This is a genomic window from Kitasatospora sp. NPDC059722, from assembly GCF_042733235.1.
In the GTDB taxonomy this organism is placed as follows: Bacteria; Actinomycetota; Actinomycetes; order Streptomycetales; family Streptomycetaceae; genus Kitasatospora.
The window spans coordinates 54,509-79,443 of the sequence record NZ_JBHWGD010000035.1 but is presented as its reverse complement, the minus strand read 5'-3'; the positions used below and the strand labels follow the sequence as shown (position 1 = coordinate 79,443).

Here is a 24,935-nt window from a genome sequence, read left to right as displayed (position 1 = left end):
ACGGGCGGATCCAGCAGCAGAGGTGCTGCTCCCGCGCGACGGCCCGCCACGCGAGCGCCGCGAGGTCGTCCAGGAAGTCGGCGCCCGAGCTCGGGAAGCCGGCGGGCGTGACGCCGCCGCGGTCCTCAGGGCTCGTGCACGCCGCCGGCCACCCGAAGGAGCTCCTCGGTGGACAGCGCCGCGTGTGCCCGGTCGTAGCTCATCACGGTGAAGGCGCTGATGCCATCGGACCACGTGATGGCACGTTCCGTATCCGTGTCGCACAGCAGGGACACGTCGTGGCCGTTGACGGACAACGGCGGACCGGCGTGGGTGGCCGGTGCCGGGCCCGGGGAGCCCGCTGGGGTGAGGACCTGGGTGATGCTCAACGCGGGCTTGTCGGCGGCCGCGTAATAGCGCGTCCAGGACGCGATGGTGTCGTTGCGGGTGAACGGCCAGGGCTTCCACGATCCGCCTGCGGGGCCGAAGTCCAGGGGGACGTCCTGCGTCGTGGTGAACCCCCGGGGCAGGTAGCCGATGTCGGCAAGCCGGGCGGCGGGGAACGGAAGGAAGGGAAGGCCGGTGTTGAACTCGGTGAGCCTCCGGTCCCCGAGGGGCGCGCGGAGCGTGAAGCTGCTTTGAAAGCCGACGGTGGCGCACTCGTGCGTCAGGTCCGCCGTGTTCCCGCGCTTCTCGTCCGCGGCGACGGTTTGCGAGGTCTCGCGCGCGAATACCCGCGGCTTCGCCTCCTGACACGGCGCCCACATCACCGGTGCGGTGAGCGTGCGGCCGTCGGTACTGAGAAGGACCTGGCCGGCGAGGAGGGCCTCGGCGTCGGCACGGCTGGATCGCACCGCCGTGAGCGCGGCCGAGAGGGCTGCGAGGAGGGTGATGGCGCACACCGCGATGAGAGCCCTGCTGTACCGCGGTGTTGACATTCGACCACTCCATGCTCGTCGACCGGGCCTGTACGACCCGCAGCAGCTGTGGTTCAAGCAGGTGTAGGGCGAGTTGGAGGATAGTACACACGCCTCCGCGTGTGTCGGTGGGCCGAGTGCCCCCGCGGGCGGCCGGGCCGCCCGCGGGAGCGCCGGTCGATCGGCGCCGGGCCGACCGGGGGCGTCCGTCAGACCGGGAGGGACCAGTACTGGTTGGCCTGGTGGCTGCCGCAGGTCCAGAGTTCCAGTGCGGTGCCGGAGGCGGTGGCGCCGCCCGTCACGTCGAGGCAGAGGCCGGAGTCGGTGAGGGTGCCGTCCGGGGCCGGGGTCCACTGCTGGAGGGCACTCCCGGTGCAGGTGGCGAGGACCGCCCGGCTGCCGGCCGACGGGCCGGTGGCGGTGAGGCACTTGCCGAGGGTGCGGACGGTGCCGTCGGCGGTCCTGGTCCAGCGCTGGTTGGCGTTGCCGGTGCAGTCGTAGAGGATCACCGGGGTGCCGTCCGCGGTGCCGCTCGCGGTGTCGTCCATGCACTTGGCGCCGTTGCCGGTGACCTGGCCGGTCGGGACGGCGGGGGCGCAGCCGGTGCCGGGGGTGAGCCGCCAGACGGCGGTGCCGTGGGCCGGGACGGTCTGGCTCAGGGTGGTGGAGACGGCCGAAGTCCGGCCGGTCCAGAGGTCCTTGGCCGTCGCCGTGCAGCCGGGCAGGCCGATGGTCGCCAGTGGGACGGTGAGGGTCTGCGCGCTGTTCGAGCGGTTCAGCACCGCGACCGCGCGGTCCCCGCCGGCCAGCGGCCGGGCCAGCACGTCGGCGGCGGAGGTGCTGGACACCACGCCCGCCTGCCGGCCGAGCGGGTCCTGGTCGACGGCGATCAGGTCGGTGTCGCCCAGCGCGCCCAGCCCCGCGGGGGTGAGCTGGGAGACGTCGGAGGAGAGGATCAGCGGGGCGGCCATCATCGACCAGAGGGCGACCTGGCTGCGCGCCTCGTCGTCGGTCAGGCCGCCGTCGCCGGCGATGAGGAAGTCGGGGTCGTTCCAGTTGCCGGGGGAGGCGAAGGAGCCGATCCAGCGGTTGTAGCCGTAGTTGCCGAGCACGCTGGACCAGCGGCTCGCGGCGGGGTGGGCGGCGTCGTAGGTCGCGATGTCGTAGCCCTCGCGCCAGAGCTGGCCGTCCTGGCCGACCCAGGAGAGCACGTCGTACCAGTTCCGGTCGCCCCACTCGCCGCTCTGGAAGTAGGCGGGCGCGGATTCGGAGAACACGATGTCGCGGCCGGCGGACCGGAGGGCGGCGGACTGGGCGTCGTAGGCCTGGCGGTAGGCCTGTTCCTGGGTCTGGCCGGCGGCGACGCGGAGGTTGCAGCCGTCCAGCTTGAGGTAGTCGACGCCCCACGCGGCGAAGGTGGCGGCGTCCTGCGCGAAGTGGTCGGGTTCGCCGTTCGCGCCGGTGCCGCTGCCGGGGTAGCCGCCGCAGGTGCTGGAGCCGGCGTCCTCGTAGATGCCGAACCCGAGGCCGCGGGTGTGGAGGTAGGAGCCGAGCCAGGCCATGCCGTGGGGGAACTTGGCCGGATCGGCGGTGAGGCTGCCGCTCGCGTCCCGGACGGTGGACATCCAGCAGTCGTCCACGGTGACGGTGGTGTAGCCCTTGGCGGCGAGGCCGGTGGAGACCAGGGCGTCCGCGTTGGCGGTGACGGTCCGTTCGTCGATGCCGCACTGGTAGTGGGCCCAGTCGTTCCAGCCCATCGGCGGGGTGACGGCGAGCGCCCGGCCGGCGCCGGAGGTGGCGGTGGCGGTGGCGGTGGGGGAGGCGGTGGGGGAGGCGTGGGCGGTCGTGGCGGTCAACGGCAGGGCGAGCAGCGCGGCTGACAGTGCGCCGGCCGCGAGTCTGCGCCGGGACGTGCGGAAGGGCCTGCGGAAGGGCCTGCGGAAGGCCGTCCGGAAGGACGTGCGTAAGGGCTGCATGGCGGACTCCTGGCGTCGGGGGCTGTGGAGGAGTGCGCAACCAGTGCACTGTGCCTGCTCATTGACGTCAATAAGAGCGACAGAATTTGCAACTCTGAGCATTTGCAGTGCAAGTGGCGACAGGCCCCTGTAGGGCGGAAGTCGCCACCCGTTACAGTGGATCTTGTACGGAGCATGCGGGGAGGCGTTCCCCGAACCCACGGGGAGGGCCCTCACGATGACCGTCGCCGTCTGGGAGGCCGTACGCCGGCGCCCCGACCGCTTCCTCCGGTCCCTGTGGCCGCTGCGCGCATGGGCGTTCCTGCTGAGCGGCACGGTCCTCGGTCTCCTGCTGCTCGTCGTCCTCGCGCTGCTGCTGGCCGTGGGGCTGGGGCTGTCCGTGGTCGGGGTGGGCCTGCTGGTCCTGGCGGCCGTCCCGGTGGTGGGGATCCCGGTGGCCGCCCTGGAGCGCCGCCGGCTGCGGATCGTGGAGCCGGTGCCGCTGCCCGACCCGCACGCCTCGCTCCCCGGGGCCGGCGCGTGGCCGTGGCTGCGGACCCGGCTCAAGGAGCGCGCCACCTGGCGGGAGCTGTCCTACGCCCTGCTGCACGCCGTCGTGTTCACGGCGGCGGGCCTCGGCTTCACCGCCCTCCTCGCGTTCTCGGCGATGCTGCTGGTCACCCCCGTGATCGTGTGGGCGATCGCCCCCGACACGGTGATGCTGATTCCGGGGCGGTCGATCTCCGACCCGGTCGGCGGTCTGCCCGGCACGGCGGCGGGGCTCGTCGGCCTGGTGCTGGCCGCGTACGCGGGCGGGCTGCTCGCCGGGGCGCAGGTCAAGGCGGCCCAACTCCTCCTCTCCGCCCGGGAGGAGGACCTCGGCAGGCGGATCATCGAGCTGACCCGCTCCCGGGCCCGGCTGGTCGACGCGTTCGAGGCCGAGCGGCGGCGCATCGAGCGCGATCTGCACGACGGCGCCCAGCAGCAGCTCGTCGCCCTGACCATGACCCTGGGACTGGCCGAACTGGAGCTGCGCGGGCAGGAGTCCGCCGCGCTGCCGCTGATCGCCCGGGCCCGCGGGGAGGCCCGCCAGGCGCTGGAGCAACTGCGCAGCCTGGTCCGTGACATCCACCCGCAGGTGCTGACCGACCACGGCCTGGCGGCGGCCGTGGAGGAACTCGCCCTGCGCAACCCCGTTCCCGTCACGGTCGACATCGACCTGCCGCGCCGGTTGCCCGCCCCGGTGGAGAGCACGGCGTACTTCACCGTCACCGAGGCCCTGGCCAACGCGGCCAAGCACAGCGGCGCCGCGGCGGTCACCGTCCACGGCCGCCTGGTGGGCGACCGGCTCGTCCTGGAGGTCGGCGACGACGGACGCGGCGGCGCCGACCCGTCCGCCGGGTCCGGGCTGCAAGGCCTGGCCGACCGGGTGGCGATCCTGAAGGGGAGGCTCATCGTGACCAGTCCCGTCGGCGGACCGACCCGGCTGCGGGTGGAGGTGCCGTGCTCCGCGTAGTGCTCGCCGAGGACGCCGTCCTGCTCCGGGCCGGGCTGGTGGAGGTGCTCACCCGGGTGGGCCACGAGGTGGTGGCCGCCGTCGGCGACGCCGCCGAGCTGGCGCGCGCGGTGGACGCGGATCGTCCCGACGTCGTCCTCACCGACGTCCGGATGCCGCCGGACTTCCGCGACGAGGGGCTGCGCGCCGCGCTGGAGCTGCGCGCCAGGCACCCCGGCCTGCCGGTGCTGGTGCTCTCCCAGTACGTGGCGACCGCCTACGCCAAGCAGTTGTTCACCGGCCCGGCGGCGGACGGGGGCGGCCTCGGCTACCTGCTCAAGGACCGGGTCGGGGAGGTCGCCGAGTTCCTCGACGCACTGGACCGCGTCGCCGGCGGGCAGACCGTCGTCGACCCGGAGGTGATCCGGGTGCTGCTGAAGGCCTCCGACGCGCCGCTGCAGCGGCTGACACCGCGCGAGCGCGAGGTGCTCGGGCTGATGGCGGAGGGCCTCAACAACCAGGCCGTCGCCCGGCGGCTGACGGTCACCGAGGCGTCCGTGGTCAAGCACGCGAGCAACATCTTCATGAAGCTCGACCTCGACCCGAGCGAGGGGAACCGGCGGGTGCTCGCCGTCCTTGCCTACCTGCGAGGACACGGCCAGTGACGGTGATCGGCAGGTCCGGGTCCAGCAAGCGGCTCAGCCGCTGCGCCGAGCCCTCCCAGGTCCAGTGCCGGGCCACCCACTCGCGGCCCGCCGCGCCGCGTCGCTCCCGCTCCTGCGGCGAGGTCAGCGTCTCGGCGAGGGCGGCGGCGACGGCGGCCGGGGAGCGGCCGTCGGCCACCCGGCCGGTGACGCCGTCCAGGACCGTGTCCGGGGCGCCGCCGGAGTCGCCGACGACGACCGGCAGCCCGGCGGCGGACGCCTCCAGGAAGACGATGCCCAGGCCCTCCGCCTCCAGCCCGGCCCTCCGGGTGCGGCAGGGCATGGCGAACACGTCGGCGGCGGCGTAGTAGCCGGTGGTCGCGGCGTGGTCGAGCCCGCCGGTGAACACCACCCTCCCCGGCGCGCACCGTGCGGCGATCCGGCGCAGCCGGGCCGCGTCCGGTCCCTGGCCGACGATCACGAGGACCGCGTCCGGTACCCGCCGCAGGATCGCGGGCATCGCCCTGATCAGCACGTCCTGCCCCTTGCGGGGCACCAGCCGCGCGACGCACAGGATCACGCTGCGGCCCGCGAGCCGGTGCCGCGCGCGTATCCGCTCGGCGCCCTCGTCGTCCGGGTGGGCGGGCCGGAAGGCCTCGGCGTCGACGCCCGGGACGAGCCGCTCCAGGCGGGCGTGCGGGCCGAGGGCGGGGGCGATGCGGCTGCGGGTGTACTCGCCGAGGTAGGTCACGACGTCGACGTGGTCACCGACGTGGCGCAGCAGGCGCCGCGCCCCCGGTGTGCGGGCCCACCAGATCTCGTGGCCGTGCGTGGTGGCCACCGTCCGGCGGATGCCGCCGCGCCGCAGGTCGCGGGCCATGGCGGCGAGCGGGGCGGCGGCCCCGAACCACACCCGGTCCGCGTCGTGCTCCCGGGCGATGGCCAGGGCCCGCCGGGTGACGCGCGGGGTGGGCAGCAGCATGCGCGAGGGGTCCCGTACGACGGGGAAGGGCAGCGTGGCGTCGTACCGGTCCGCGCCGGGTTCGCGCGAGGTGTACACCACCACGTCGTGGCCGGGCATCCGCATCGCCATCGCGTGGACGAAGGTCTCGATGCCGCCCTGGCGGGGCGGGAAGTCGTTGGTGACGATCAGGGTGGTCATGCGGGGACGTCCTTGAGTGCGGCGGGGAGTACCCGCGTGCCGGAGACGAGGGCGGGCGCGGAGAGCGGACGGGCGGGCGCGGCGGCCCGCGCCCAGCAGGTGAGCAGCACCGGCAGGGCGAGGTAGCCGAAACGCCCGGCGGGGGCGAGCAGGAACGCGGCGGAGAGCCCGAGGGCGAGCCGGTCGGCCGCGCCCACCAGGTGGCCGGGCGGCCGCAGCACGAGCGAGACACCGATCGCGAGTCCGGCGGCCAGCAACAGGCCGACGGCCGCGTACCAGCCGGCCGGCCCCAGGTCGGCGAGCAGCCGCCCGGGGAGCGGACTGCTCGCCGGGGTCGCGAACTCCCCGCGGCCCGTGGGGAAGGCGAAGACCTGCTCGGCCATGGCCCGTGCGGAGAGCAGGACTCCGGGCAGGACGGCCACGGCCGTTCCGGCCAGCGTGGTGACGGCGCCGCGGACGGCGGCCCGCAGCCCGGCCCGGTGGGCGAGCAGCGCGAACACGACGCAAACGGCGGGCCAGGCCGTCCACTTCATCGAGCACGCGGCGGCCAGGGCCAGCCCGGCCGCGACCGGGCGATTCCGGGACGCGAACGCGAGGGCCAGGCACAGCAGTCCGGCGAGGGGCAGGTCCACACCGCTGACGGCGAGGGGCAGGGCGATCACCGGGGAGGCGACGAGGGCACCGAGGACGGCCCGGGACCCACCGCCCGTCCCCGACGTGACGGCCTGGGATGCACAGCCCGTCCCCGGCATGACGGCCCGGGACGCACAGCCCGTCCCCGGTGTGACGGCCCGGGACGCACCGCCCGTCGCCGGTGTGACGCCCCGTCCGCCTGCCCACAGGCAGCCGAGCAGCACCGCCGCGCACCACGGCCGGGCGTCGCCGAGCACGCGGGCGACCGGCCCGTCGCCGCCGAGGACCGCCCTCGGGAGCCCCAGCAGGGCCATGCCGGGCAGGTACGGGGTCACCTCCACGACCGAGCGCGGATCGTCGAGGTACGGCGTCGCGTGCTCCACCAGGAGCCGCCCGGAACGTTCGATCACCTCGACCTCGCTCTGCGCCGCGCCGGTCGCCAGCAGGTACACCAGTGGCGCGACCACGGCCCCGGCCAGCGCCGCACCCACCGCGACGGCACGGGTCCGGTCCCGGTCCGGCCCGGTGGAGACGGCGGCCGCCACGAGGTAGCCGGCCGCGGCGAACGCGCCCCAGACCCGGTGGGTGTCCAGGGCGGAGACGGCAGCGACGGCCGCCGCCCACCCGGCGGCGGCGAGCCAGCCGACCGTCCACAACAGCCGTCGGTTCCACCGGAGATGGGGTTTGACCTGGGGAATCAGCACCCGTCCATTCCACCGAGCCGGAGCCCGGCGGTCATGACGGCCAGGTGGAGACCTGACGGTCGGGTTTTCCCTACCGCATGTCCCTACCGCACGTCCCTACCGCACGTCCCTACCGGGGGCCGCGGCTCCAGCCCTCCGGACCGGCATCCCCAAAACTCTGTGTGCACGTCAACACGCTCCGTACACTGGGCCGTTGCCGAGGAGCCTCGGCCGTGTCCCAGCGGAGGTGACGTGTGGTTGGCGGGCAGGCGGTGCCGGACCCGGACGAGGCGTACGACCTCGCGGACTTCATCGACGCCCTCGGGCGGCTGCGGTCGTGGGCGGGCGCGCCGTCGTACCGGGAGCTGGCGAGGTCGGTGGGCCGGCTGTTGCCCGTGCCGCAGCCGGTGGCCGCGTCCACGGTGGTCGACGCCTTCCGGCCGAAGCGCCGCCGCCTGGACTTCGACCTGGTGGTCGCGATCGTCCGCGCGCTCGGCCTGCCGGACGACGAGGCGGACCGGTGGCGCCGAGCGTGCGTGCGCGTGCACGGGGAGGCCGGGGCGGGCGGACCGGACGCGGTCCTGCGCCACCTGCCCGCGGACCTCGCGACGTTCACCGGCCGCGCCCGGGAGGTGAACGCGCTCATCGCGGCCGTGCCGGACACCCCCGGGGGCGCCCCGACGGTCGTCATCTCGGCGATCGAGGGCATGGGCGGCGTCGGCAAGACCACGCTGGCCGTGCACGTCGCCCGCCGCCTCGTCGCCGCCGGGCGGTACGCCGGGATCCAGCTGTACGCGAACCTGCGCGGCTTCGACCCCGACCACCCGCCCGCGGACCCGGCCGAGCTCCTGGGCGGCTTCCTGCGCCGGCTGGGCGTCCCCCCGAAGCAGGTGCCGGACGGCCTCGACGAGCGCGCGGCGATGTACCGCGACCGGATGTCCGACCGGGACGCCCTGGTGCTGCTCGACAACGCGGCCGACGAGAAGCAGGTGCGGGCCCTGATCCCGGCGAGCCCCAGGTGCCTGGTCCTGGTCACCAGTCGGCGCAGCCTCACCGCGCTCGACGGCGCCGCGCTCTTCCCGCTCGACGTGTACAGCCGCGACGAGGGGACGGCCCTGCTGGCGCGGATCACCGGCGCCGGACGCGTCGCCGCCGAGCCCGCGGCCGCCGGGGAGGTCGTCGAGCTGTGCGGATACCTGCCGCTCGCCGTCGCCCTGGCCGCCGGACGCCTGCGCTCACGGCCCGCCTGGAGCCTGGCCGACCTGGCGGACGCGCTGCGCGGGCAGGCCCCGGACGCGATCGGGTCGGGCAGCAGGACGCTGCGGCCCGTCTTCGACCTCTCCTACCGCGGACTGCCGGGCCCGGCGCAGCGCGTGCTGCGCCTGCTGGGCCGCCACCCCGGCGTCGACTACACCGTCCCGGCCGTCGCGGCCATGGCGGACCTCCCGGAGCCGGACGCGGAGGCGCTGCTGGAACTGCTCCAGGACGAGCACCTGCTCCAGCAGAAGACCTACGGCCGGTACGAACTGCACGACCTGCTGCGCAGCTACGCCGCCGAGGCCGCGGCCCGGGAGCCGGGCGCCGACGGCGACGCGGCGGTGGAACGCCTCGGCCGGTGGTTCCTGCACTCCGCGTACAACGCGGCCAAGGCCGTCGACACCCCCGACCTCCCGTTCCCCACCAGGCCCAGCGAGCACGGCCCGGCGACGTTCGACTCCTACGACGAGGCGCTGGCCTGGTTCGACCGCGAGTGGCACAACCTGACCGCCGTCCAGCTCGCGGCCCGGGACCTCGGCCTCCACGACACCGTCTGGCAGCTGGCCGTCGCGCGGAAGTTCGTCGCCGCGCTGCGCAACCACCTGCCGGACTCCGCCGCCGGGCACGAGCTAGCGGTGGAGGCCGCCAGGGCGCTCGGCGACCGGGCGGTGGAGGCCCGCGTCACCGGCGGACTGGGCCTGGCGTACCGGATGCTGGGGCGGCTGGAGGACGCGGAGCGGTGCTACGGCGCGGCGAGCGCGATCCTGCGGGAACTCGGCGACTGGGTGCGGATGGGACCGCTCCTGCTCAACATCGCGGGCGTGCACCAGTTCCGCGAGGACTATCCGAAGGCCCTGGCGGTGTACGAGGAATCGCTGGAGGTGTTCGAGAAGTCCGGGGCGATCGGGGGCCGCGCGACCGCCCGGCTGAGCCTCGGCACCGTCCACCAGACGCTGGGCGACCTCGACGAGGCCGAGCGCTACTTCCTCCTCGCGCTGGAGGACAACCGGACGGTGGCCGCAGCCGTCCAGGCCGACAGCACCAAGGTCGGCAACCGGCGCGGCCTGGCCATCCTGCTCGGCCACCTGGCCACGGTGCACGCGGCCCGGGGCGAGGCCGCGCGGGCGGTCGGCGGCTACCGGGAGCAGATCGAGCTCCTGCGCTTCCTCGGCGACAAGCAGCTCCTCGCCGAAGCCGTGCGCTCATTGGGCGACGCGCAGCTCGCGGCCGGCGACGGGACGGCGGCGCGGGAGGCGTGGACCGAGGCGCTGGCCCTCTTCGAGGACCTCGGCGACGGCGAGCAGGCCGCGGCGGTCCGGGAGCGGCTCGGGGGCGACTGAACCCCGGGCCGGGGCGCGGAGGGCCTCCGCGCCCCGGCCACGCGCCGGCCCGCCCCGCTGCCGGGTACGCGGCTCACGTACGCGGCCCGGGTGTCAGGCCGGGTGGTGGTCGGGGACGGCGTTCAGCTCGATGCCGTGTTCGAGCAGGGCCTTCATCGCGCACAGGGCGGTGGTGAAACCGCCGACGGTGTCGTTCACCCAGCGGACGGTGTCGTCCCCCGAGCCCCGGAAGCCGGTCTCGGTGGCCTCGACGAAGGTGGCCTGCGCCGTGCGCGGGGTGAACGTCAGCTCGACCGTGGTCGGCTGCTCGTAGTTGCCCCACTCGAACCGGATCAGACGTCCCTCCCGCACCTCCTGGACGCGGACGTCGGCCGATGCCCCGTAGGTCTCCCACTCCCAGCGCACCTCGGCCCCCGCGACCATCGGCCCGCTGCTCTTGCTGAACCAGAACCGGGACGTGACGGCCGGATCGGCGAAGGCCTGGAACGCCTCCGCCGCGGGCTTGCGCACCACCATGCAGGCGTACGCGGCAGGGGCGTGGGTGAGCTGTCGGTTCTCCGTGGACATGATCATGCTCCTCTCCGGGGTCGCGTCGGGTGGACGTGACCCGTCAGGGCTCGTCTAGGGCGTTTCCTGTTCCGCCGCTTCGGCGAGGTGTTTGATGTGCGCCAGCCGCCGGTCCCAGTCGGCGGCGAGCGAGGCCATCCACCGCGCCGTCGCGTCGAGCGCCGCGGGCCGCACCGTGTAGCGCACCTCGCGCCCGACGCGGCCACCGGTCACCAGCCCGGCGGCGTCCAGGACGGCGAGGTGTTTGACCACGGCCTGGCGCGAGACGGGAAGGTGCCGGGCGAGCGTCGTCGCGGTGGCCTCGCCCTGCGCGGCGAGCAGTTCGAGCAGCCGGCGCCGCGTCGGGTCGGCGAGGGCCGCGAGGACGGTGTCGACCGCCTCGACGGCGCCGGCGACGCCGGCGGGTTCGTCGGTCACGCGGAGGGCTGTTCGGGCGACTGTTCGGACGGTTGGGCGGAGGGCTGTTCGGCGCGCGTCCTGAGCGCGTCGAGCTCCTGGCGCCAGCCGCCGGTGTTGTCCTCGACCGCCTTGCCGCGCAGTGCCTCGGACCCGGCCAGTTTCGCGAACCCGCTCTCGACCACGCGCAGCCGCGTCTTGCCGTCCTCCGGCGTCAGTGTGAACTCCACGAGGGTGCTGTTGTCCTCGCGCAGTTCTTCTCCGGGGAACGCGCTGGCCCAGCGGTAGGCCAGGTAGGTCGGCGGTTCGAGCTTCTCCACGCGCACCGCGAAGTCGCCGTACTCCGGGTTCTTCGCCACCACCTCCTCGCCTTCCCTGGCCATGGTGCCGGGCGGGCTCGCCTTGTCGGCCACCCAGAAACCGGGCTCGGCCACCAGCGACCAGACCCGCTCAAGGGAGGCTTCGATCAGGGTTTCGCGTTCGATCCGGTCCTCGCTCATGAGGGGGCTCCCGTTCATCGGCGGCATTGGACGCAACTCCAGAGTTGCATGCCGCCCCCCTTGGTGCAACCTGAGAGTTGCGGCTCGGTGGGGTCCGGGCCCGCCGGGCCACGGGAGGAGTCGCCCGGTCGGCCGGGAGCTCAGCGCCCTCGGCCGGCGAGGACGCGGAACGTGCGCGCGTGTGGCGGCAGCGGGCGGCCGCGCCGCCACGTGAGGCCGACGGAGCGGTAGGCGTCGGCGGCGGTGAGCGGGACCGCTTCGACCCCCGGGCGGCCGGCCGCGGCCCTGGCCGGGACGAGGGCCGTCCCCTGACCGGCGGCGACCAGGTCCAGGATCCCGGTGACGGTGTCGGCCTCCGCCGCGACGGGCGCCGTCAGGCCGGACCGGTGGAAGACGGCGCAGGTGACCTCGCGCAGCCCGACGTCCTGGCGCATGATCACGAAGCGCCCGTCGGTCAGCTCGGACAGGCCCACCCCGGTGCGTCCGGCCAGCGGGTGCCCGGGCGGGACGGCGAGCACCAGCCGCTCCTCGGCGAGCGGCAGCCAGCCGTACCCGGGCAGGGACGGCTGCGGACTCGTGACCGCGAGGTCGACCGCGCCGCCGGCCAGCAGGTCGAGCACGCCGGCCGCCGAGCCCTCGCGCACGTCGACGGCGTGGCCGGGCGCGTGCTCCCGGTAGGCCGTGAGGAGCTCCGGCAGCAGCCAGGCGCCCAACGAGTGCGCACAGGCCAGGCGCAGCGGTTCGGCCGGCGCCGGGAGCAGCGCCGAGATCCGGTCCTGTGCCGACTCCAGCTCGTCGAGCGCGCGCTGGGCGTGCCGCCGGTACACCCGGCCCGCCTGGTTGAGCCGCAGCCGGTTGCGGTCGCGGTCGAACAGGGGCGTGCCGAGGCGCCGTTCGAGCCGGACGATCGCGCGGGAGAGCGTCGGCTGGGTGGTGCCGACGAGCGCGGCCGCATCGGTGACGTGCTCGGTCTCGGCGACGGCCAGGAACCAGCGCAGCTCTTCCGCGATCATCCGGCCATTATGCGCGCGGCGCATGGTCCGTCGTCGCGGACGGCATTTCCGTTCCCCGCGGCCCTCGGCGAGGCTCGCCACCAACAGCCCGCCCCGCGACGGAGGTTCACCACCATGTCCGACCCGACCGCCCTCGGCGCCGACCAGCGCCTCGCCCTCGCCGACCGCTTCCGCCTCGGCCTCACCACGGCCGACTGGGACCTGATCCGCTCGCTGCTCACCGGCGACGTCGTGTGGACGCTGCCCGGCGACAACACCGTCTCCGGCACCGTCCGCGGCGCCGCCGCCGTGATCGAGCGGATCCGGCTGATCGCCTCGTACGGCGCGCACTTCGACTTCCGGCACACCCTGCTCAGCCGCGACAACCTCGCCCTGTCCCTGCACAACACCGCCGAGCGCGACGGGCGAGTGCTCGACGAGCACCTGGCCACGGTGTGCTTCCTGCGCGGGGAGCGGATCGGCGCGATCGAGACCTACGTCTCGGACGTGCCGGGCATGAACGCGTTCTTCGTCTGACGGCGCTCTTCGCGACTCCGCACGTCGCCTGGGCAGGACACACGTCGTGGCGGCCCGGCTCCCGTCGATACGCCGGAGCGTCGCGGCACCTGCGGCTGCGCGTGCCCGTCCCGGACGGCCTCGACCGCCCTGCCCGCCGCCGTGGCGGCCGCCTTCAAGGCGTGCGCGAGTGGCCGCGGCGCCCTGAAGGAGCAGTACGACCAGGTGAACCGGCGCTGGACGGACAACTCGGCGGTGCTGCACCGGTTCTGAGCCCGCGGCCCGCTCGGGCCGTCGGCCGCCAGGCGGCCGCCCACACGGCCGCCGCGGCGACGGAGACGGCGGCGATCACGTAGAGGACGGCGTGCAGGCCGCCGGTGAAGGGGCGGGCGGTCGTGATCAGGCTGCCGAAGGCGGCGACGCCGAGGGCGGATCCGGTTTGGCGGGCGGTGTTGAGTGCGGCCGCGGCGATGCCCGTGCGGGACTTGTCGACGGTGCCGAGGGCGGGGGCGGTGGCGGCCGGGGAGATGAAGCCGCCGGCCAGCCCGATCGCCACCATCGGTGCCGCCGCGTGCCAGTAGGGCGAGGTGGGGGAGGCGGCGAGCAGGGCCAGTGCCCCGGCCGCGTAGGCACCGAAGGCCGCGCACATGGACCAGCGCGGGCCGAGCAGCCGCGCCACCCGGGCGGAGCCGAAGCCTCCGACCGCGACGGTCGCGGTGAGCGGCAGCAGCGCCAGCCCGGCCCGGAGGGGCGAATAGCCGCGCACCTGCTGGAAGTAGAGGCCGCAGACGAACAGCAGGCCGTAGAAGACCAGCGCCGAGGCCGCGGAGACGACGGCCGAGCCCGCGAAGACGCGGCTGCGGAACAGCGACAGCGGGAGCATCGGGTGCGGGCTGCGGACCTCCGCGACGACGAACGCCACGGCTGCTGCGGCGGACACCGCCAGGACGGCCAGGACCGCCACCGCGCTCCAGTCCCGGCCCTGGATGAGGGCGGCGATCGGCAGACCGAGCGCGACGGCGGCGGCCACCTGCCCGGCCACGTCCAGGCGTTGTGGCACGGGCTCTACGGCCCTCCCCGTGACGCTCCGCGCCAGCCACACCCCGGCGAGGCCGATCGGCAGGTTGACGAAGAAGACGCTGCGCCAGCCGAGCCAGGAGATCAGGCCGCCGCCGACCAGCGGCCCCGCGGCCATCGCGACGGCGCCGAGCGACATCCAGACCCCGATCGCCCGGGCCCGCGGTCCGGGCTCCGGATGGGCCTGGTCGATCAGCTTGAGCGCGGCCGGGACGAGGACGGCCGCGCCCGCGCCCTGCACCGCCCGCCCGGCGGCCAGTGCGGGGAAGCCGCCTGCCAGGCCGCAGCCGGCGGACGCGGCGGTGAACAGCAACAGGCCCGCCACGTAGGCCTGTTGGGCACCCCAACGGTCTGCGAGAGTGCCGCCGGTCAGGAGCAGGGCGGCGAAGGCGAGCGTGTAGGCGTTCACCACCCACTGCAACCCGTCGACGCCGACGCCGAGACTGCCGGAGACGCCCGGCAGCGCGACGTTCACGATCGACGCGTCCAGCAGGACGACGACGTAGGCGGCTCCCGTCGCGGCGAGCACGCGTCGCCGTACGCGGACGGGCGTCGGGGGAGCGGGCGGCACGGCCAGGACTCTCCGATTCATGCCCCGACGATCGCAGCGAACCGCTTCCACGCCCGTGGAAGCGTGCCGGGGGCACAATGACCGCATGACCTCCCCCGCGCGCACCGGCGAACCCGACATCGCCCGCGTGGCGGGCCTGTTCGCCAACGGCACCCGCGCCCGCATCCTGATGGCGCTCGCCGGCGGCCGCAGCCTGCCCGCGGGCGCGCTGGCGGAGCACGCGGGCGTCACGGCCCAGGCCGCCAGCGCCCAGCTCAACCGGCTCACCGCGGCCGGGCTGATCACCGTCCGCCAGGCGGGGCGCCACCGCTACTACGAGCTCGCCGACCGCCGGATCGCCGAACTCATGGAGGGCCTGGCCGCCCTCGCCCCGGCCCAGCCCGTGGCCCGCACGCTCCGCGCCGGCAACCGCGCCGAGGCGCTGCGGCGGGCACGCGTGTGCTTCGACCACGCCGCCGGGCGGTTCGGCGTCGCCGTCACCGAGGCACTACTGGACAGCGGCGCACTCGTCCCCGCGGGCGGGCCGCAGGACGGGCCCGCGGACGCGGAACACCCGTACCGGCTCGGGCCGGCCGCCGTACCGGTGCTGACCGGCCTCGGGGTGCCGGAGAGCCACCTCGCCGACGACCGGCGCCGTCCGCTGCTGCGCTTCTGCGTGGACTGGACCGAGCAGCGGCACCACCTGGCCGGCCGCCTCGGCGCCGACCTCCTGGACGCCTTCACCACCGCCGGCTGGATCACCCTGGCCGCCAACACCCGCGCCCTGCGCCTGACCCCGGCCGGGGAGGAGGCGCTGGCGAGCCGGCTGTTCGACGGCCGTCAGCCGCGTTGAGCGTGCCCGAGGTCTGCGATCCCCATGGCCCAGGCGCAGAAGGCGGCTCGTTCGGCGGGTGGGATGCGCAGGTGCCCGGGAGTCCGGTCGGCGGTGGCGGCGTCCAGGAGGTCGGCGAGGCCGAGGTGGTACCAGTCCTGGTGGAGGCCGTTGTAGGCGTGCATGAGCGGGGCGACCTCGTGCCTGATGCCGGCCACCTCGCCCTCGCCCAGGCCGACCAGGCTCAGACGTGCCTGAGTGGCCGCCCGGGCCCCGGGGGTGAACCCCGTATCGAGGAAGTACTCGAGGAGGTCGCCCCAGACGTCGGGCCTGACACGTAGGGGAACCCCGTTGGCGGCGCAGAAGCGCTCCAACTCCTCACGCTGCACGGCCGAGACGAAGACCGTGTCCCCGGAGAGCGTCCGGATCTCCGGCGGGACGGCCGTCGGATCGGCGTCCCGCAAGGCCGTCGCGGGGATGGCACCCCCGGGAGCGGTGCCGGCAGGCGCGAAAACGGACTCCTGGAGCCGGACGTGGTCACCGGCGAGAACGACGTAGAGGCTCACGCTTCCCATCCTGGCCCATGGGAGGGCGACGGAGCGTCGGTCCAGGACTGCGAACTCTGCACCACCGACGCCGACGGGCCGCCCGCCCGCCACTGATCGAACCCGGCCACCGTGCGCACCCCGTCGTCCAGCACCGACCGGTAGACGTCCCAGCTGCGCACGCTCCGGCCGTACTCGGGGCTCTCCGCCCACGCGTGCTTGATCAGCAGGATCGCCTCCCGGGCCTCGGCGGTGAGCCGCTGCGGCAGCGTTCGCAGGTGCGCCAGGTCCGGCTGGCGCTCGGGCTCGTCGACGAACCAGATGTCCAGGGGCCACTTGTGGCCCCGCGGCGACCGGTAGTCCAGTCCGAGGTACAGCCCGTCCGGATAGCCGGGATCGGTGTTCCAGGCGCCGGTGTCATTGCGGAACCGCACCTGCCGCACCCGCTCGTGCATCGCCAGCCGCGCCCCGACCCCGGCCACCGCCTCGTGCACACCCGCGTCGAGCCGGGGGCACACCACCGTGACGTCCAGGTCCCGGCGCACCATCAGCCCCAGCGCCGCACTCCCCACCCGCACCGGATCCCCGAGCCGCCCGAGCAGCTCGTCCAGCCCCAGATCCTTGTGCACCTCGTCCGCCTCGATCTGGAGTTCGTCCTGCTGCTGCACCAGTTGATTCGGCTCCATCTCTCCATCATCCCAATCCTTCGGCCGAGTTGGGTCAGCGCTTCCCGCATGCACCGGTGCGCGCCGTGGTACGGCTTACGGAGTGACGGGTGCAGGTGGTGGGCCGGCCGCTGCCGCGTCCGACCGGCTGCTACGTCGATGACGACCAACGAGGAAGTGAACCCGATGCCAGCCCAGGGGCCGTTCAGCTACTGGAGCGAAGCCGCCCGCCGGGCCGTTACGCTGACCGCTCGGCGCACCGACGACGTCGAACAGGCCTGCCGCGCGCTCGTCGCCGTCGCCGAACAGGCCGGTGGGACGCGGGAAGGAGCGGAACGCTACTGCCGGGCCGTGCGGGACTGGATCGCCGGCTCGCACCAGTGGCACCAGGCCAACCGCCGCTTCCTCGACGTCGACCGCGACACGCCGCCCGGAGTCCGTACCGACCGGGTGGACGAGCTCCTCACCCCGCCGCACGGCGCATGAGCGCGGACCAAGCGGTGCCGTGGCTCGCGCCGGGCGGGAGTGGGCACGGCCTCCCGTGGAGCGTGCTGAGCCACCGGGTGGTCCCGGGCATGACCGCGGCTTGAGCGGGTAGCACGGCCTTCGACACGTGCGAGCACGAAGGAGACGACCCCATGGCCGAACCGGGAGCCGCGGGCCGGCGCCGCGCGCACGAGGTCGTGTCCGCCGCGCTCGGCCGGGCCGCCGCCGTCGGGCACCTCAACGCGTTCGTCACCCTGGACGCCGGGAAGGCGCTCGCGGAGGCGGCCCGCCATGACGCGCACGGGAGCCGGGAGCCCTGGTGCCTGGTCGTCAAGGACAACATCCACGTCGCCGGCCTGCCCAACACCGCGGGCACACCCGCGCTCGCCGGCTTCGTCCCCGGAGCCGACGCGCCCGTCGTCGCGGCGCTGCGTGCCGCGGGGGCGATCGTCCTGGGCAAGACGAACATGCACGAGCTCTCCCTGGGGGCCACCTCGTGCAACCACACCTTCGGCGCCGTCGGCAACGCCACCGACCCGGCCCTGTTCGCGGGCGGCAGCAGCGGCGGGACGGCGGCCGCGGTGGCCGCGGGGGTCGCCGAGGCCGGGCTCGGCACGGACACCGGCGGTTCCGTCACCATCCCGGCGGCGCTCAACGGCATCTACGGCCTGCGCCCCAGTGCCGGGCGCTACCCCTCGGCGGGTGTCACGCCGCTGTCCACCACCCGGGACACCCCCGGGCTGCTGGCCCGCAGCCTGGACCGGCTCATCGCGCTGGACACCCTCGTCACCGGGGAGAGCGGAATCCCGCGGGACCCGGGCCGCCCGCTCCGGTTCGGCCTGCCGCGGCACGTGTTCACCGAGGACCTGGAGGGCCCGGTCCGCAGCGCCTGGGAGGCGGCCGTCGACCGCCTGACGGCGGCGGGGGTGGAGTGGGTCCCGGTGGACACGGCACACCTGGTCGCGTACGACTCCCGGGTCGGGTTCCCGCTCGTCTTCGGCGAGTTCGGCGCCGCGCTCGGCCGCTACCTCGACGGGCACCGCACCGGGCTCACACCCGCCGACGTGCTCGACGCGGTCGCCGACCCGGTCATCGCGGAGACGCTCAAGGCCACCGCACTGCCCACCGCCCCCGGGTACCCGGGCCCCGCCGTCCTGCGCGGCGCGCTTGCGGAGCGGCAGGCGATGCAGGCCGCGTACGACGAACTCGTCACCGCCCACGGCCTGGACGCGCTCCTGAGCCCGACCGTACCGGTGTGCGCCCGGCCGCTGCACCGGTACGAGGAGTCCCTGCCCCTCAACGGCCGTGACGTGCCGACGTTCCCCACTCTGATCCGCAACACCTCGCCGGCGGCCACCGCGGGCCTGCCCTCGCTGACGGTCCCGCTCCCGGTCACCGGCTCCGCCCCCGTCGGCGTCCAGCTCATCGGGCGGCGGACGGCCGACCGGGACCTGCTCGCGGTGGCGGCGCGGATCGACGGTCTCCTGCGGCCCGAGGCGGCGGACCCGGCGACCGGGCACGATCCGACCGGTCGCCACGGGGAGGCCCGATGAAGGCCAACTCAGGTCCCACCCGCTCCCGGATGTCGGACCGGGCGCCTACACTCGCCCCGTGATGCGGGAGGAGCGGACGGGCGCGCCGGATCCGGCCGGCGCCGCCGATCTGGCCGAGTTCATCCGGGCGTTGGAACGGCTGCGGCTCTGGGCGGGCGGGCCGTCCCTCCGGACGCTGGCCAAGCGGGTCGGGCCGCTGCTGCGCCCGCCGCAGCCCGTCTCCCACAGCACCGTCGCCGACGTCTTCAAGCCGGACCGCCGTCGGCTCGACCAGGACCTCGTCCTGGCCGTGGTCCGGGCACTCGGCGCGGGGGAGGCCGATGCGGCCCGCTGGCGGGCGGCCTGCACGCGGGTGCACTCCGACGCGCGGGCCGGCGGACCGGTCGGCGTCCTGCGGCAACTGCCCGCCGATCTCGCCACGTTCACCGGTCGCGAGCGCGAACTCGCCGCGCTCATACGTCACTTCGGCAGAGCGGCAGCCGTGGTATCGACGATCGAGGGCCCAGCCGGGATCGGGAAGACCCAACTCGCCCTGCACGCCGCACACCGCCTCGTCCGCGACGGCCGGTGCGCCGACGTCCAGCTGTACGTCAACCTGCGCGGCAGCGACCCCGAGCACCCACCGGCCGATCCGGCCGCCGTACTCGGCATGTTCCTGCGGCAGTTGGAGGTCCCCGCGAAGCACGCGCCGACCGGACCGGCCGAGCGCGCCGCCCTGTTCCGCGAGCGGATGCACGGCAAGCGGGCCGTCGTCGTGCTGGACGACGCCGCCACCACCGCCCAGGTCCGCGAGCTCCTGCCGGCCTCCCCGACGTGCCTGGTGCTGATCACCGGCCGGCACACCATGACCGGCCTGGAGGGCGCCGAACCGCACCGACTGGGCGCCTTCACCGAGGAGGAGGCGCTGCTGCTCCTGACCAGAGTGGTGGGCGCCGGCCGGGTCGCCGCCGAGCCCGAGGCCGCCGGGCGGATCCTCCGGGCCTGCGGGTACGCCCCCGGAGCGGTGTCGGCCGTCGCGTCCCGCCTGCGGTCGAGACCGGCCTGGCACCTCGCCGACCTGGAACGCCGCCTGTGCCGCCCTTCGACCGGAGGCCACCCGCCACGTGTCCACCGGAGCGTCGGCACGCCATAGGCAGAAAGGCCCCTCCCGCCGCGCAGCGGATCCGCCGGAGGCCGCCCACTCCCTCCGGTGACGATCACTCACCCCCCAAGTGGTCGATCTTCGGCCGTTCGCCCGCGCCAATCCGGCGTGTACGGCATGATGCAGGGCCGAGAGGGCCAAGGGCCGGCAGCCGGGGAGCATGGGCGAGTCGGCGGAGGGTCGGACGGTCCTCGACGACGAGGCGGACGAAGCGGGCGGGGCATGATGATGCGGGACCAGCTCCTGGGGGGCCGCTACCGGCTGGTGCGGCAGCTCGGCGAGGGCGGCATGGGGCAGGTGTGGGAGGCGCTGGACGAGACGCTGGGCCGCAGCGTCGCGGTCAAGGTGATCTCCCTGCTCGCGGGTGACGGAAGCCGCGGGGGCGAGGCCCGTGCCCGATTCCTGCGCGAGGCACGTATCACCGCCCGACTGCAGGACCCGAACATCGTGACCATCCACGACCTCGGTGAGACCGGCGAGGGGAGCGAACGGGCCCCGTTCCTGGTGATGGAGCTGGTGCGGGGCGAGGGCCTGGACACGATGCTGCGCCGAGGCGCCGTCGCCCTCGCCGACGCGGCCCGATGGGGCGCGCTGATCTCGGACGCGCTCGCCGCGGCGCACGCGGCCGGAATCACGCACCGGGACATCAAGCCGTCCAACGTCCTCATCACGCCGTCGGGCACGGTGAAGGTCCTCGACTTCGGCATCGCGAGGGCGGCCGACCCCTACGCGACCGGGGACCGGCTCACCCAGACCGGGTTCATCGTGGGCACACCCCCCTACATGGCGCCCGAGCAGGCACGCGGCTACCCGGAACCGCGCAGCGACCTGTACGCACTCGGTTGCGTCCTGTTCGAGATGATCACCGGCCGGCTCCCCTTCCAGGCCCCCGACGCCGTGGGATACCTCACGGCACATCTCACCGAGGAGCCGCCCGTACCCAGCTCGGTGTCCGCCGGTGTTCCCGCCGCGTGGGACGACCTCGTGCTGAGGCTGCTGGAGAAGGACCCCGACCGGCGGTACGCGAGTGCCACCGAGCTCTCCCTGGCGCTACGGCACGTCGACGACACCTCCGATCCTGCCGGAAGCCCCGCACCCTCGGGAGGACGGACCGACCGACGCCCCTCCACGGCAGCGACGGCCCCGCTCCCGCCTCCGGCCCCCACCCGCAGAGAGAGCAGCCCCCGTCCACGGCCGGACACCGGATCGACGCAGGCGCTGGACCGCTATGACGTCGCGGCGTGGTCGATCATCCTGGGGCAGGCAGTCCTCTCGGTGTGCCTCTGGGTGTTCTTGCTCTTCACGGCCTTCAGGATGGGAATCGGGCTTTCGTCCGTTCTGATCACCTGGATTTACACGGCAGTACTCAAAGCGCGCTCCACCGGTCTGACGCGTGTGACGGGGCGTGTGGCCGCGGCAGGCGTCATCGGACAGATCGCAGTGTTCGTGAGCCAGACCTGGGGCCGCCACTTGGCCCTCTCGGAGACGTGGCCCTACTTCACCGTGTTCGTCCTGACCATCGCGGCGCACTGCTACCGCGACATCAAGACCCGACGGGCGGCCCGCGCGATCGCGGCCTGACCCGGGTGTGCGCAAAGGCCGGGGAGTCGAGGACTCCCCGGCCTGCCTGCGAGAGGACCGCCTATGCGGGCGGGGTGCGGAAGATCTTGGTGAAGCTGTCCAGGGTGCCCCCGTTGGCGGTGAAGCCGAGGTAGGCGGCGCCGGTGGCGGCGAGGCCGAGGAGGACACCGAGGTAGGTGCCGACGTCGGCGCCGGCGTCGATGAAGGCGGACTGGCCGACGGGGATCGACGGGTAGGTGAGCCAGCGCAGCAGGACGATCACGGTGGCGATCACCGCGAGCACGAGATTGGTGGCGTGGCTCTGGCGGGCGGGCAGGCCGCGGCCGATGGCGGGGAGGGCGGCCAGGATGCCGACGGCCACGAGGGCGACCATCGGGATCCAGGCGCCGGCGCCCACGTCCCAGGCGTTGCCGCTCGCCGCGTACTGGGTGAGGAGGCCCGTGGCGCCCGACTTCTCGGAGACGGTGTACCACGGGAGGAAGCTGTCGATGAACGCGATCACGCCGATGGCGGCGAGCGCTCCGGACTGGACGCTGATCTTGACGGGCTGCACGGGTCCGAACCCTTCTCTGGTGGTGTTCAGTTGAGGCTCTGCGGTCCTTGCCCGGGCACCACTTCGCACGGGCTCTGGTTGCCGTCGGTGAAGGAATCGGGCCCGACGAACCAGCTGCACCACGTGTAGGCCTCGGGCAGGATGAAGGTCTTCGTCTCGCCGCCGCCGGTGCTTCCGCCGCAGGCGTCGGTCCGCACGGTGCCCGTCGTCCACTTCATGACGACCCCGTACAGGGCGTAGGCGGTGGTGCCGGGCGGCACCTGGATGGCGACCTTGGTGTTGGTGGACTTGGACGAGGTGCGGGAGACGGACGAGTCGGTCCGGTGCTCGTAGTCGAAGACGGCGTTCGCCTGGCCCTCGGCCGCGGGGACGAAGGCCGAGGCGCCGGTGACGAGCGCGGTGCCCGCCACGGCGACGTGGGCCTTGACCGTCGTGCTCTCCGACTCCTGGATGGAGAGGGTCTGTTCGCGGGTGGTGCTCACCGACCAGGTCTCCGTCGAGCCGGTCTGGTTCTGCGACATCTGGGCGTCGACGACCTCCAGCGCCGTGCCGCCGTCCTTGACGTTGGTGTAGACGTAGGAGGTGTCGCACTTCGGCGGAGGGGCGGCCGCGTGGCCGGAGCTGCCGCAGCCGACGAGGGGGGTGAGGAGCGCGACGGTCACGAGGAGCGGCGCCGCGCCGCGCACCGGTCGGATCGTCATGGTCCTCACCCGACCTTCAGGGAGAGGGACTTGACCACCACGCCGTTGTAGAGCGCCTGGACCTGGACGCTCCCCGCGATGGCGAGGTCGATCCGCTTGGTGTAGACGTGCCGGCCCTGGGCGACCGTGACCGGCAGGCTGCGTGCCTCGGGTTCGGACTGCCCGCCGCGGACCAGGTCGAGTTGTACCGTCCCGCCCGCGCCGCCCGCGTCGGTGATGAAGGCCACGTAGGCGGTCTGGCCGACCGGGAACGTGGTCGAGGCCCCGGTGATCCGCTGCTGCCCGGTGTCGAACCCGGTACCGGTCACGAGGTCCTGCACGCCGTCGTGGGCCTGGCTCGTGCCGGACGAGCAGGCCGCGGCGGCGCACAGCGCCACGGCGACCACCCCCGACCGCACGACCGGACCCTGGCGACCGTTCATGTGCTCGCCCTCCGCTCGGGGACGGTCGAGAAGGGGACCGTCGGTAAAACGGTAGAGCTCCGGTCGCGGCTCGGTGAGGGATATGCGAAGTCGTGGCACTGCCGCTTCGAAACCGTGACAGATGTCCGGATCCGCGACGCGAGCGCCCCGATTCGGAACGGAGGTTTCGGTGATCTTCCTTGAGCGGAACAGGATGTGACGAATGGTCAGGCCGACGCCCTACGGGCGGCCGTGCCACCCTCGCCCAGGACGGGCGCCACCAGCCGGCCGAGTTCGGCGGCCTGCGGGGCGGGGACGTGGGTGGCCAGGGCCTCGGCGATGGACGCGGCCCACTGCGCGCGGGTGATCCGCCCGAGCAGCAGCGGGAGGTCGCGCTCGGGGGCGAACGCGATCTCCGTCGTCGTGCCCGGGGCGAGGCCGGCGGCCCGTTCGAGCCGCGTCACCTCGTCGCCGTCGTAGAAGCGGATGACGCCGTCCAGGTCGCAGAGCAGGGCGTCGAACGCGAGGTCGGTCATGGCCGGTGATCATGCCAGAGCCCCGCCGACCGGGCCCGGCGGGAGCCGTGCTCCCACGAAGCGGAGGTGTACGGGGTAGGGGGAGTTTGGCGGGCGGGGCGGGGAGTCTTGTATCGTTCCTCGCGAATCATCCAGAGGGGTGGAGGGACCGGCCCTACGAAGCCCCGGCAACTCCCCGTTCGACCCGGCGTCCGAAGTACGCGCCGTGCCGTCCGGGATCAGTGCCAACTCCGGCCTGTCGCCAACGTGGCGCGGGAAAGATGAGGAGACACGGTGCTCTCTGTGCTGTCCTTCGCCCGGGCGCTTCCCGCCCCGGCCCTTCCGCGTACCCGTCTCGTGCCCGGCGCAGGCATCCGGCCGACTTCTCCGGCCCGTTCTCGCTGACCACCCCTGCGCTCCCCGCGGGGAGCCCCCGCGTGCCGAACCCACCCGTCGGCCGCGGATTCGAGACTGGAGTACCCATCCATGGAGCTCACGAGCGGCGTCGGCGTGCTCGACAAGGCCACCGCGATCCTCGCCACCCTGGAGTCCGGCCCCATCACCCTGGCCGGACTCGCCGCCGCCACCGGCCTGGCACGCCCCACCGCCCACCGGCTGGCCGTCGCGCTGGAACACCACCGGCTGGTCACCAGGGACCTGCAGGGCCGGTTCGTCCTCGGCCCCCGGCTCGCCGAGCTGTCGGCGGCGGCGGGGGAGGACCGGCTGCTGGCCGCCGCCGGGTCGGTGCTCGTGCACCTGCGCGACGTCACCGGCGAGAGCGCCCAGCTGTACCGCCGTCAGGGCGAGGTCCGGATCTGCGTGGCCGTCGCGGAGCGGCTCTCCGGTCTGCGCGACACGGTGCCGGTGGGGGTCACGCTCCCCATGAAGGTCGGCGCCGCCGCCCAGATCCTGCTCGCCTGGGAGGAGCCGGAGCGCCTCCACCGGGGGCTCCAGGGGGCGCGCTTCACGGCCACGGCCCTCAGCGGCGTACGGCGGCGGGGCTGGGCGCAGTCCATCGGCGAGCGCGAGCTCGGGGTCGCGTCCGTGTCGGCGCCGGTGCGCGGGCCGTCCAACCGGGTGGTGGCCGCGGTCACCGTCTCCGGCCCGATCGAACGGCTCACCCGGCACCCGGGCGCGCGCCTGTCCCAGGCCGTCATCGAGGCGGCGAACCACCTCACCGAGGCGCTGCGCCACCCGTGACCGGCCCGGCCCCGGGGGGGGGGGGGGTGGGGGGTGGGCCCGCGCAGGGGGGCGGGTGGCGTGGGGTGCGGGGAGGCGCGGGGGGGGGGGGGGCGGTGG

General features: G+C 74.4%; 25 protein-coding genes and 1 riboswitch. Of the genes, 10 read left to right on the top strand and 15 right to left on the bottom strand.

The window, feature by feature from the left end; translation table 11 throughout:
• Positions 1 to 125 precede the first annotated feature (125 nt).
• Together ACFV4F_RS22635 and ACFV4F_RS22630 are read right to left on the bottom strand one after the other, a co-directional pair.
• Positions 126 to 881, bottom strand: a complete 756-nt coding sequence (locus ACFV4F_RS22635; RefSeq protein WP_380504896.1) for a hypothetical protein — start codon at positions 879 to 881, stop codon at positions 126 to 128.
• Positions 882 to 1,105: 224 nt separating this feature from the next.
• Positions 1,106 to 2,872 (bottom strand): ricin-type beta-trefoil lectin domain protein, encoded by a 1,767-nt coding sequence (locus ACFV4F_RS22630; protein ID WP_380504893.1) that lies wholly within the window; start codon positions 2,870 to 2,872, stop codon positions 1,106 to 1,108.
• 217 nt (positions 2,873 to 3,089) lie between these two features.
• On the opposite strand from ACFV4F_RS22630, the gene ACFV4F_RS22625 reads away from it, so the two are divergent.
• Both ACFV4F_RS22625 and ACFV4F_RS22620 read left to right on the top strand, forming a co-directional pair.
• Complete coding sequence (locus ACFV4F_RS22625) at positions 3,090 to 4,367, top strand: sensor histidine kinase (protein WP_380446446.1); 1,278 nt, start codon at positions 3,090 to 3,092, stop codon at positions 4,365 to 4,367.
• Positions 4,355 to 5,011 carry a response regulator gene (locus ACFV4F_RS22620; RefSeq protein WP_380504890.1) on the top strand — a complete coding sequence of 219 codons (657 nt, stop codon included), beginning with the start codon at positions 4,355 to 4,357 and terminating at the stop codon, positions 5,009 to 5,011. The genes ACFV4F_RS22625 and ACFV4F_RS22620 overlap by 13 nt, the downstream gene beginning before the upstream one ends.
• Here ACFV4F_RS22620 and ACFV4F_RS22615 read toward each other — a convergent pair.
• A complete protein-coding gene (locus tag ACFV4F_RS22615; RefSeq protein ID WP_380504888.1) occupies positions 4,929 to 6,152 on the bottom strand; it encodes a glycosyltransferase family 4 protein in 1,224 nt (407 codons plus the stop codon). The genes ACFV4F_RS22620 and ACFV4F_RS22615 overlap by 83 nt on opposite strands.
• Positions 6,149 to 7,441, bottom strand: coding sequence for a hypothetical protein (locus ACFV4F_RS22610; protein WP_380504909.1), 1,293 nt, complete (start codon positions 7,439 to 7,441; stop codon positions 6,149 to 6,151). Before ACFV4F_RS22610 ends, ACFV4F_RS22615 begins: the two co-directional genes overlap by 4 nt.
• A 281-nt stretch (positions 7,442 to 7,722) precedes the next feature.
• On the opposite strand from ACFV4F_RS22610, the gene ACFV4F_RS22605 reads away from it, so the two are divergent.
• Complete coding sequence (locus ACFV4F_RS22605) at positions 7,723 to 10,065, top strand: ATP-binding protein (protein ID WP_380504885.1); 2,343 nt, start codon at positions 7,723 to 7,725, stop codon at positions 10,063 to 10,065.
• A 93-nt stretch (positions 10,066 to 10,158) separates the two neighbouring features.
• Here ACFV4F_RS22605 and ACFV4F_RS22600 read toward each other — a convergent pair whose 3' ends face one another.
• The 4 genes from ACFV4F_RS22600 to ACFV4F_RS22585 all read right to left on the bottom strand — a co-directional run bounded on the left by ACFV4F_RS22600 (position 10,159) and on the right by ACFV4F_RS22585 (position 12,541).
• On the bottom strand, positions 10,159 to 10,632 hold the full coding sequence (locus ACFV4F_RS22600) for an SRPBCC family protein (protein WP_380504882.1): 474 nt from the start codon (positions 10,630 to 10,632) through the stop codon (positions 10,159 to 10,161).
• Between the two features lie 54 nt (positions 10,633 to 10,686).
• A complete protein-coding gene (locus ACFV4F_RS22595; RefSeq protein WP_380504879.1) occupies positions 10,687 to 11,049 on the bottom strand; it encodes an ArsR/SmtB family transcription factor in 363 nt (120 codons plus the stop codon).
• Positions 11,046 to 11,528, bottom strand: coding sequence for an SRPBCC domain-containing protein (locus ACFV4F_RS22590; protein WP_380504906.1), 483 nt, complete (start codon positions 11,526 to 11,528; stop codon positions 11,046 to 11,048). The genes ACFV4F_RS22595 and ACFV4F_RS22590 overlap by 4 nt, the downstream gene beginning before the upstream one ends.
• Before the next feature lie 140 nt (positions 11,529 to 11,668).
• Complete coding sequence (locus ACFV4F_RS22585) at positions 11,669 to 12,541, bottom strand: LysR family transcriptional regulator (RefSeq protein WP_380504876.1); 873 nt, start codon at positions 12,539 to 12,541, stop codon at positions 11,669 to 11,671.
• A 114-nt stretch (positions 12,542 to 12,655) separates the two neighbouring features.
• Here ACFV4F_RS22585 and ACFV4F_RS22580 point away from each other — a divergent pair, with 114 nt between their 5' ends.
• Positions 12,656 to 13,057, top strand: coding sequence for a nuclear transport factor 2 family protein (locus tag ACFV4F_RS22580; RefSeq protein WP_380504873.1), 402 nt, complete (start codon positions 12,656 to 12,658; stop codon positions 13,055 to 13,057).
• Positions 13,058 to 13,211: 154 nt separating this feature from the next.
• On the opposite strand, the gene ACFV4F_RS22575 is transcribed toward ACFV4F_RS22580, so the two are convergent.
• Entirely contained in the window at positions 13,212 to 14,705 is a 1,494-nt protein-coding gene (locus ACFV4F_RS22575) for an MFS transporter (RefSeq protein ID WP_380504870.1), read from the bottom strand.
• A gap of 64 nt (positions 14,706 to 14,769) precedes the next feature.
• On the opposite strand from ACFV4F_RS22575, the gene ACFV4F_RS22570 reads away from it, so the two are divergent.
• A complete protein-coding gene (locus ACFV4F_RS22570) occupies positions 14,770 to 15,516 on the top strand; it encodes an ArsR/SmtB family transcription factor (protein WP_380446436.1) in 747 nt (248 codons plus the stop codon).
• Here ACFV4F_RS22570 and ACFV4F_RS22565 read toward each other — a convergent pair.
• Positions 15,504 to 16,061 (bottom strand): hypothetical protein, encoded by a 558-nt coding sequence (locus ACFV4F_RS22565; RefSeq protein WP_380504867.1) that lies wholly within the window; start codon positions 16,059 to 16,061, stop codon positions 15,504 to 15,506. The genes ACFV4F_RS22570 and ACFV4F_RS22565 overlap by 13 nt on opposite strands.
• The gene (locus ACFV4F_RS22560) at positions 16,058 to 16,726 is read right to left on the bottom strand and encodes a hypothetical protein (protein WP_380504864.1); all 669 of its coding nucleotides are present in this window, start codon (positions 16,724 to 16,726) and stop codon (positions 16,058 to 16,060) included. Before ACFV4F_RS22560 ends, ACFV4F_RS22565 begins: the two co-directional genes overlap by 4 nt.
• 165 nt (positions 16,727 to 16,891) lie before the next feature.
• Between ACFV4F_RS22560 and ACFV4F_RS22555 the strand changes: the two genes are divergently transcribed.
• The 4 genes from ACFV4F_RS22555 to ACFV4F_RS22540 all read left to right on the top strand — a co-directional run bounded on the left by ACFV4F_RS22555 (position 16,892) and on the right by ACFV4F_RS22540 (position 21,466).
• A complete protein-coding gene (locus tag ACFV4F_RS22555) occupies positions 16,892 to 17,191 on the top strand; it encodes a hypothetical protein (protein ID WP_380504861.1) in 300 nt (99 codons plus the stop codon).
• A gap of 152 nt (positions 17,192 to 17,343) precedes the next feature.
• A complete protein-coding gene (locus ACFV4F_RS22550; RefSeq protein WP_380446432.1) occupies positions 17,344 to 18,744 on the top strand; it encodes an amidase family protein in 1,401 nt (466 codons plus the stop codon).
• A 61-nt stretch (positions 18,745 to 18,805) separates the two neighbouring features.
• Positions 18,806 to 19,876, top strand: coding sequence for an NB-ARC domain-containing protein (locus tag ACFV4F_RS22545; RefSeq protein ID WP_380504903.1), 1,071 nt, complete (start codon positions 18,806 to 18,808; stop codon positions 19,874 to 19,876).
• A gap of 231 nt (positions 19,877 to 20,107) precedes the next feature.
• On the top strand, positions 20,108 to 21,466 hold the full coding sequence (locus ACFV4F_RS22540) for a serine/threonine-protein kinase (RefSeq protein WP_380504858.1): 1,359 nt from the start codon (positions 20,108 to 20,110) through the stop codon (positions 21,464 to 21,466).
• Positions 21,467 to 21,527: 61 nt separating this feature from the next.
• Here ACFV4F_RS22540 and ACFV4F_RS22535 read toward each other — a convergent pair whose 3' ends face one another.
• The 4 genes from ACFV4F_RS22535 to ACFV4F_RS22520 form a co-directional block, all read right to left on the bottom strand.
• Positions 21,528 to 22,019 (bottom strand): hypothetical protein, encoded by a 492-nt coding sequence (locus tag ACFV4F_RS22535; protein WP_380504855.1) that lies wholly within the window; start codon positions 22,017 to 22,019, stop codon positions 21,528 to 21,530.
• Positions 22,020 to 22,045: 26 nt separating this feature from the next.
• Entirely contained in the window at positions 22,046 to 22,720 is a 675-nt protein-coding gene (locus tag ACFV4F_RS22530; protein ID WP_380504852.1) for a hypothetical protein, read from the bottom strand.
• Between the two features lie 5 nt (positions 22,721 to 22,725).
• The gene (locus ACFV4F_RS22525; protein ID WP_380446428.1) at positions 22,726 to 23,142 is read right to left on the bottom strand and encodes a hypothetical protein; all 417 of its coding nucleotides are present in this window, start codon (positions 23,140 to 23,142) and stop codon (positions 22,726 to 22,728) included.
• Between the two features lie 206 nt (positions 23,143 to 23,348).
• Positions 23,349 to 23,657 carry a hypothetical protein gene (locus tag ACFV4F_RS22520; RefSeq protein WP_380504849.1) on the bottom strand — a complete coding sequence of 103 codons (309 nt, stop codon included), beginning with the start codon at positions 23,655 to 23,657 and terminating at the stop codon, positions 23,349 to 23,351.
• Between the two features lie 124 nt (positions 23,658 to 23,781).
• Positions 23,782 to 23,924: riboswitch (SAM riboswitch) on the top strand.
• A 198-nt stretch (positions 23,925 to 24,122) separates the two neighbouring features.
• On the opposite strand from ACFV4F_RS22520, the gene ACFV4F_RS22515 reads away from it, so the two are divergent.
• Positions 24,123 to 24,836: an IclR family transcriptional regulator gene (locus tag ACFV4F_RS22515; RefSeq protein ID WP_380446426.1), complete on the top strand. Its 714-nt coding sequence runs from the start codon at positions 24,123 to 24,125 to the stop codon at positions 24,834 to 24,836.
• Positions 24,837 to 24,935: the final 99 nt, after the last annotated feature.